Source organism: Corynebacterium sp. HMSC072G08, from assembly GCF_001809185.1.
Lineage (GTDB): Bacteria > Actinomycetota > Actinomycetes > Mycobacteriales > Mycobacteriaceae > Corynebacterium > Corynebacterium phoceense.
The window spans coordinates 89,671-97,187 of record NZ_KV796404.1; the positions used below are offsets into that span (position 1 = coordinate 89,671).

Genomic DNA, 7,517 nt, shown 5'->3' on the forward strand with positions numbered 1-7,517 from the left:
GATACACGCTTCGGGATGGAAGCAGCGTCTCCAGCAAATCCAATGATGGTTTGATGTCCGCTTATCTACATTCGCCCCCATTAAGGGTGAATCTTCAGATCAAAACTAGAAATAGTTTATATACAGCACTATCTGTATTAGGTAAGCCTTTCCTTTCCAGCTGTTCATGAATCGAGGTTTACGATGACCCAACAGTCCTCTACGCCCGCACGGAGTACAAGCTCATCCAGTGGGTCGACGGCACGTTTAAACACCAGAGATCTCATCAACGCTGGTATCTTTGCTGCACTTTACTTTGTAATCACCTTTGTAAGCGGAATGATTGGATTCGCAGGACCACAATTCATGTTTATTGGATGGTTTATCGCGGCAATCGCAAACGGAATCGTGCTAGCGCTTTATGCCGTCCGCACGTCCAAAATGGGTGCTTTCACCCTCGTCGGTGGTATTAACGGATTAGCATTCATGCTCACCGGACACTACTTCTGGACCTTGCTAGGAAGCATAATTCTTGGGTTTATCGCGGATTTGATTATTACAAAAAGCCACCTCAGTATTGCCAAGTCCTTCCCTATTGCCTACGGCGTCTTCTGCGTCTGGATTTCTTTGCCTTTTCTCCCGCTAATTCTGGATACGGACTCATACTACGTCGATATCGCAGACCAAATGGGTCAAGAATATGCCGATGCTATGTCGGATATCTTCCAGCCATGGACCATTGGAGTACTGGCCATTTGTGCGCTCATCGTCGGCTTTATCGGAGGAAAGGTCGGAGTTCGCGTCAGCCGCAAACACTTTGAAAGCGCTGGTCTCCTGTGAGCCTGCAAAAACAGGGCGTGCTTCGTCGATTTTCGATCGATCCACGGACCGTGCTGCTTTCTGTTCTAGTAATCAATGCGGTAGCTCTCAGCCACGGCCACCTACCGACACTGCTGATTTCTATCGCCTTCAGCTCCATCGCACTAGCTACAGTAAAGCCACACTATGGTCTTATATGTCTGTTCGCTTTTGCATTATCCTATCTAGGGTATTGGGGCCTATTACAGCTTCCTGGCTCCACATTTTTCGCTTTTTCAGCGGCAATTTTTTCGTGGCTAAGCCGTTTTGTCATCAGCATGTCCATCGGCGCATTCGGCTTGCTCACTCTCACACCATCCACGTTGACCTCAGCACTGCGGGACCTGCGTTTACCAGGCTGGGTCACCATTCCACCGGCGGTATTCCTGCGCGTTTTGCCGATCATCGTGGCAGAAGCCAAAGCCATCCGCGATGCCATGGTCCTTCGGGGTCTCCAGCCTGGAGTAAAAAGCTGGATCACACAGCCCACACAATCGTCCGCGATGTTGATCATCCCCTTATTAGGTGCCGTCGTCCGCGCTGGTGATGAGCTCGCTGCCTCTGCTCTTGTCCGGGGATTGGGAGGACCCGCACGCCCAACCACCACCGCCGATCTTTCCTTCAAGCTTGTCGATGCAACTGCACTAGCTGGGTTGGGCCTCGTTGTTGCCTCTGTCTGGCTTCCCACGGAGGTCCACTTATGAACGAACGCAGTATCACAACCAGTGTAGACGCCCACAACGTTTCTTTTACATATCCATTGGGCGCTCGGCCAGGCATTCAAGGTGTATCTGATGTGTCTTTTTCTGTCTCTCCAGGACAGTGTCTACTGATTACCGGTGATTCCGGATCGGGAAAGTCCACGGTACTCAAGTTGATCAACGGACTCATCCCCCATTTCAATCCAGGAGAGCTACTAGGCACCATCACTATTATAAAGGATGACCAGGCTTTTAACCCTGCGGAAGAACCGCTGTCCCGAGCCATCGAGTTCAGCGCCTCAGTATTCCAGAATCCAAGGACACAATTTTTCACTGAAAGCGTCAATGCAGAATTGGCCTTCGGGCTAGAAAACCTTGGTGTAGATCCCAAAGAAATTGAGTCGAGGATTCAATCAGCGGTCGAGCTACTAGGCATTAAGGATCTTCGGGGCCGGCGATTCAAAGAATTATCCGGTGGGCAGTTACAAACCGTGGCATGCGCATGCGCGCTTGTGTCCCCGGGCAGTCTCGTGCTTCTCGATGAACCCACGTCCAATCTCTCCATGGAAAGCATCGATATTCTTGCACGCGTGCTACACCGCTTGAAGGAATTAGGCACAACGATCATTATCGCTGATCACCGTCTCTTTTTCTTAAAAGATATCGCTGACCAAGTTATTTACTTGACTCAGGGAAAAATAACGCGGAGTTTCCGCGCTCAGGAGTTTTATGCCTTAGACGAACCCGAACGCAAACAATTGGGGCTACGCAGCTTACACCATGTTCCCCTGCCCGCGAGCGTGCCGGTACCACCCACGCTCGAAAACGCCGATCCCCAGCGGAGCGGACTCGAGCTAAGCAACATCTGTTTTTCTTATGGCGCACATGAGGTGTTAAACATTGACCACGCATTTTTCCCCAGCGGCGAAGTCACCGCCTTAATCGGGCCCAACGGCGCTGGAAAAACCACCCTCGCCAGGATCATTTGTGGTCTTGCTTCTCCCAAACGCGGCGGTAGTCTCCGTTTGAACAGCAAACGAGTAGGAGCGGCTGCCCGCAGACGTGCCGCGTATATGGTGATGCAAGATGTTGGCCGCCAATTATTCGCAGCCACCACCGAAGAAGAAGTCACGCTCGGACTGGCAAAGAAGAAGCGGGACCACATCGATGTCAATGAGATTCTCCATCGCCTCGATCTGGCAGGAATGGCCCAACGGCATCCGCAGTCTCTGTCCGGTGGGCAACGGCAACGCTTAGCCATAGCTTCAGCCCAAGCCGAGCAAGCAGCGATCTACATCTTCGATGAACCTACCTCTGGCGTGGGCTGGCGCCAACTGCAATCCATCTCTGCGCTACTTCGATCTCTTGCAGCAAGCGGAGCAGTGGTCATCGTCATCACCCATGACCACGAATTCATCCAAGAATCAGTCACCAGAATCATCGATATGACTGACATCAACAAGAATTGAGAAAGAAATGTCTGAACTAAAACAAAGTTCCACAGAATCAAGCGGAACCCACGCACCAGAATCACACGGTGCGTCACCGGAAGAAGAGGCTCGCGCAAAACTAAAAGCCGGCCAGGTCGCTCTAAAAAAACTACTGGCCCCAGTGCAAACAACCATCTACTTCGCACAGTTTCTCGCGCTTATATCCTCGGTACTCGCCGTAGCACCCTACGTCGCGTTGGTGGCACTGGGAAATGCTCTAATCGACGGCAATACTGATGACGTCGCGTCCATTGTGAAATGGCTACTTGCTGCATTTTTGGGCCAGCTATTCTTCTATTTCCTTGCCCTTGTAATCACCCACTTCGCTGATGCAAAGCTGGTGGGGATTAACCGGCGCCGAATTATTACCGCTATTGCGAAAGCACCACTCTCGTGGTTTAGCCAGACTAATTCCGGCAAAGTCCGCAAAGCCGTCGAGGACGATACGTTAACTCTGCACACCCTGACAGCCCATGCTCCTGTAGAGAAGGTCGCCGCGATCTTTACGCCCCTCGCGCTTCTGGTTTATGCCTTTATCTTGGATTGGCGCCTTGGTCTACTTTCTATTGCCACTGTGCCCATTTTCCTAGCAATCCAAGCATATTCAATGAAAGATATGGGCACAAAAACTGCGGAAATGGATAATTATCTGGGTGAGGTCTCTGCGACTGCGGTGGAGTTCTCCGAAGGTATTTCCGTCGTCAAGGCTTTCGGCACCGTTGGCAAAGCCCACGCTCGATATCGCGAAGCTGCCCAAAAATTCGCGGAATTCTATTACGAGTGGGTACGTCCGCTTCTGCGTGTTTCCGCAATCTCAGAGTCTGTGGTGGCGGTTCCTGTCCTCATCCTTATCAATCTAGGAGTCGGTTCCCTGCTGATAGCTGGTGGCTATGTCACGGTCGCTGAAGTCATCGCAACAACGTTAATTGCGCTGGTGCTCCCGGGCACGATTCAAACCGTCGGCCAAATGATGTGGTCTTACCAGCTCGCTGGCAATGCGGCGTTGCGCCTTGATGAAGTCATGACAATTTCCCATGTGAAAGAAGGCCAAAAGAGCCTCGATGCCAGTAGTCAAGACATGGAGGTGGAGTTCCATAAGGTCAGCTTTAGCTACGCCCCAGACACACCAGTCCTCCAAGACTTTTCTGCGCAACTAAATGCAGGCACTGTCACGGCATTGATTGGCCCCTCCGGGTCTGGCAAATCCACAGCAGCAACGATGCTGGCGCGTTTCCAGGATCCAGATTCGGGCACAATCACTATCAACAACGTGGATATCCGTGATCTCACTTTCGACAGTTTGTACCGCATTGTGGCTTTCGTCTTACAAGACCCTCACTTACTGCGTATGAGTATTCGGGAAAACATTCGCCTTGCACGCCCAGAAGCCCGCGATGAAGAGATCTGGCAAGCCGCAGAGGCTGCGCACATAGCTGCTGATATTCGCGCTTTACCGGCTGGGCTCGACACCGTTGTTGGTGAGGACACCTCTTTATCCGGTGGACAACAGCAACGCATTTCTATTGCCCGGGCAATTATTACCAATGCCCCAATCTTGATCCTGGATGAAGCTACTGCGGCAACTGATCCTGACTGCGAAGCAGAAATTCAAGCAGCTCTAGCCACACTCGTCAGAGGCAAGACCGTCTTAGTCATCGCCCACAAGCCGGAGTCCATCCAAGGAGCAGACCAAATAATCTGCCTCAAGCCTATGAAGGATAATTCTCATGTCTAATGCCACTACGCCTGTTAGTTCGCGTCTTCGTGATCCGCTACTCACTCGCAGTGTCAAAAAGCTGCAAAGTCCTGTAGGCCATAAGCTCAATAAAAGGTATGCTTGTCTATCGCTTATCGTTGGCGTACTTGATGGCCTCGCCGTTCTCACGCTCGTGCCACTTACAAAGGCACTCGATGGGGATACGACGATCGCACCATGGATGTGGACGCTTTTGGCAATTGCGCTCGTAGCTTTTGCGCTACGATTTTTCGCAACCATGGCCTCTTACCACACGGCCTTGGATTTCATCCGAGCCGCGCACACGACTGTGGGCGATAAATTAGCAACGCTACCGCTCGGCTGGTTCGTACCGGCTAATACCGGCGGCCTATCTCGCCTCGTTTCAGATCGCTTTATGGTGGCGGCCGAGACCATTGCGCATATTCAAGGAACGATATACCGCGATAGCGCGGCACTTGTCACCTTGTTAGTAGGAGCGTGTTTCTGGAACTCGAAGCTGGGCTTGGTCCTTCTTATCATCGCACCATTGGCGCTCGTGGTGATGCAGTTGGCTGCATGGATTCGTGAGAAAGCATCGAACCGCGCACTGGGGCCGAGTAAAGAGCTCTCCCAGCGCATCGTAGAATTTGCTAACCGTCAACCAGCCCTGCGCGCGGCAGGACAATCACAAGTTTTTGCGCCACTAGAGCAAGCGCTAGAAATCGACCATAAAGCACGAATACGCGAGCTATGGGTATCCACATTAGCTTTGCTACTCAACGGCATAGTAGTGCAGATCTTCATTGTGGCTCTCATTATGGTCTCCGCGGATCTTGCCGTTGAAGGCGCCCTATCGCCACTAGAAACAATTGCGATCATCGGAATCAGCTTGAGGTTTACCCGCACGCTTGAGCAGCTGGGTTCTTCTTTCGTCGGTTTAGATGCCGGCCGTATCGCGCTCGCAGAAACTGAGCTCATCACCGATGCTCCTTCCCTGCCAGAACCCACTACTCCGCGCCTAGGCGATGGTTCGGGAAATGTGGAGCTTCTTAATGTCACGTTTGGATACGGCGATAAGCCAGTATTGGTAGATGTCACTTTCCATGCTCGACCAGGCACCGTTACCGCCATTGTCGGTCCTTCTGGCTCCGGAAAGACCACAATTGCGCGCCTTATTTCGCGATTCTGGGATGTAGATTCCGGGGCGGTGATGGTTGACGGCGTAGATATCCGCGAGCTTGGAACCGAACAGTTAATGTCCAGGCTGTCCATGGTCTTTCAGGACGTTTACCTCTTCGACGACTCGTTAATCGCTAATATCCGCGTTGGTCGTCCCGACGCCTCCGATGAGGAAGTCTTCCGCGCAGCTGATCTTTCAGGCGTGACTTCTATTGCCAACCGCCTAGGGTGGCATACTCCTGTTGGTGAAGGCGGGCGGCTTCTATCCGGTGGTGAACGCCAGCGCGTATCTGTAGCTCGCGCGCTTCTCAAGCAAGCGCCGATTGTACTCTTTGATGAGGCTACCTCCGCGCTCGATGCAGAAAATGAGGCAAACATTCTTGCTGCGATGGACGAGCTACGGGAGCAATCTACTTTTATTGTCATCGCCCATAAGCTGGATACAATCAAATCTGCTGATCAAATCGTAGTCTTGGATGAACACGGGCAAGTCAGCCAGCTGGGCACGCATTCTGAGCTTTCCGATGTCCCCGGTATCTACCGTCACTTCTGGCAGCAACGCAAAGCAGCAAGCGGGTGGAAAATCAGTTCGGGACGCGATTAACGCGGGCACCGAGATCGGCATTGTTTGCGGGGACACCCTTCTCTCCCCCTCTCCCCCGCAGCACGGAGCACCCTAAGTGCACCGACAAGGCTCAGAGCGAAGAATGCGGTAGCGGCTACGAGCGACCACTGCGCGGCGTTGGCCATGCCTTCGCTTAAGGTCTACACCACTGCCCCAGGCGCACGGTGGTTTGCGTTGCGGAGGCTTGCCTGGAGTCATCGACGGGAATATCCCACAGCATCGTGCCGGTCGGCTGCGTGGAGGCGAACCCCAGGCCCAAGCCGTACAGGGTCAGCGGCGCGGCGATGATCCAATCATTCGTATCCGGCCCCATAAGCAGGACGAAGCTAAGGACGCCGACGGCTTCCAAGCCGAGCCCAATGAGCACGGTGCCAGACGCCCCGTACCGTGCCGCGACATGAGGGCTGATGCAACGGAGAAGAATGCACCGATTGCCATGGCTGCCAGCACCAGGCCAGACCACGTCGTGCAGAGGTCCAAAGTATTAATCAGGTACAGCGGCAACACGAAGATGATGGAAAACTCGCCGATTGCTACCGCACCAGCGGTGATATTGCCCCACGAGAACGTGGAATAAGAAAAACAATTCAAGATACAACAGCGCCGAGCGGTGACCCCGCTCGCGGTGCTCTTCCGACCTGATAAAAAGCGCGAAGCCCACGGCCGAGATCGCGAGCCCTAGCGGAACCGGTGAAATAGCCGCGTTTTCGAATCAGGTCCAGCCAAAGAAGCTGAATGAGGATTGGGGCTCCCACCAGCCTAGGCCAGGCCCTCGATAATCGCGAATACTAGGACACCCATTCCGTCAGTGCACCATCGGCAAGCGGTCCGACCGCTGCCGCACCGGAAATCACCGCGCCCCACACACCAAAGGCTGCTGCGCGTTATTTTCCGCGGAATACGGTTTACTCGTGGAAAGCGTGGAAGGCATGATGAATGAAGCGTCCTGGGTTTAGTTCCGCTTCTTT

The 7,517-nt window shown here is 53.1% G+C and carries 6 protein-coding genes; 5 read left to right on the plus strand and 1 reads right to left on the minus strand.

What is annotated here, in order from left to right; all coding sequences use genetic code 11:
* Positions 1-183 precede the first annotated feature (183 nt).
* The 5 genes from HMPREF2559_RS03685 to HMPREF2559_RS03700 are packed head-to-tail and all read left to right on the plus strand — an operon-like array spanning position 184 to position 6,528.
* Positions 184-819, plus strand: a complete 636-nt coding sequence (locus tag HMPREF2559_RS03685; protein ID WP_066484691.1) for an MptD family putative ECF transporter S component — start codon at positions 184-186, stop codon at positions 817-819.
* Positions 816-1,541, plus strand: a complete 726-nt coding sequence (locus tag HMPREF2559_RS12315) for an energy-coupling factor transporter transmembrane component T family protein (RefSeq protein WP_071407493.1) — start codon at positions 816-818, stop codon at positions 1,539-1,541. Before HMPREF2559_RS03685 ends, HMPREF2559_RS12315 begins: the two co-directional genes overlap by 4 nt.
* Positions 1,538-3,007, plus strand: coding sequence for an ABC transporter ATP-binding protein (locus HMPREF2559_RS03690; RefSeq protein ID WP_070539564.1), 1,470 nt, complete (start codon positions 1,538-1,540; stop codon positions 3,005-3,007). The genes HMPREF2559_RS12315 and HMPREF2559_RS03690 overlap by 4 nt, the downstream gene beginning before the upstream one ends.
* Positions 3,008-3,014: 7 nt before the next feature.
* Complete coding sequence (locus HMPREF2559_RS03695; RefSeq protein WP_066484697.1) at positions 3,015-4,763, plus strand: ABC transporter ATP-binding protein; 1,749 nt, start codon at positions 3,015-3,017, stop codon at positions 4,761-4,763.
* The gene (locus HMPREF2559_RS03700) at positions 4,756-6,528 is read left to right on the plus strand and encodes an ABC transporter ATP-binding protein (RefSeq protein ID WP_066484702.1); all 1,773 of its coding nucleotides are present in this window, start codon (positions 4,756-4,758) and stop codon (positions 6,526-6,528) included. Before HMPREF2559_RS03695 ends, HMPREF2559_RS03700 begins: the two co-directional genes overlap by 8 nt.
* A gap of 154 nt (positions 6,529-6,682) precedes the next feature.
* On the opposite strand, the gene HMPREF2559_RS03705 is transcribed toward HMPREF2559_RS03700, so the two are convergent.
* Positions 6,683-6,916 carry a hypothetical protein gene (locus tag HMPREF2559_RS03705; protein WP_066484705.1) on the minus strand — a complete coding sequence of 78 codons (234 nt, stop codon included), beginning with the start codon at positions 6,914-6,916 and terminating at the stop codon, positions 6,683-6,685.
* Between the last annotated feature and the right edge of the window lie 601 nt (positions 6,917-7,517).